This is a genomic window from Mesorhizobium sp. M1A.T.Ca.IN.004.03.1.1 (assembly GCF_003997555.1).
Lineage (GTDB): Bacteria > Pseudomonadota > Alphaproteobacteria > Rhizobiales > Rhizobiaceae > Mesorhizobium.
Window position 1 is genome coordinate 1 of sequence record NZ_RZTV01000423.1, and the last position, 266, is coordinate 266.

Genomic DNA, 266 nt, shown 5'->3' on the forward strand with positions numbered 1-266 from the left:
CTTACCGCGCCGCAGGACGGGCTGATCCTCACCCGAACCTCCGACCGGCTGGTGCGGCGGTGCGGCGACCTGATGAAGATCGCCTGCGACGAACCCAGCAAGGCTTCGCGCAAGGCCGGCACGCTGGAGAATTGAGCTGGGGCCGGTTTTGTCCTGCTGCGATTGTCGAAGCGCTCGGGGATAAAAGGTCGCACGGCGTTTGCGCCGGCCTTCGTGCATGTTATCTCGCTGTCATCACAGGGAGATCGATCGGGCATGGCCGTCAC

Annotated in this window: 1 pseudogene; it reads left to right on the top strand. The window is 64.3% G+C overall.

The features are described 5' to 3' along the window. Window positions 1-135, top strand: a pseudogene (locus EOD29_RS32270) (peptidase M14); the annotation flags it as partial. Between the last annotated feature and the right edge of the window lie 131 nt (window positions 136-266).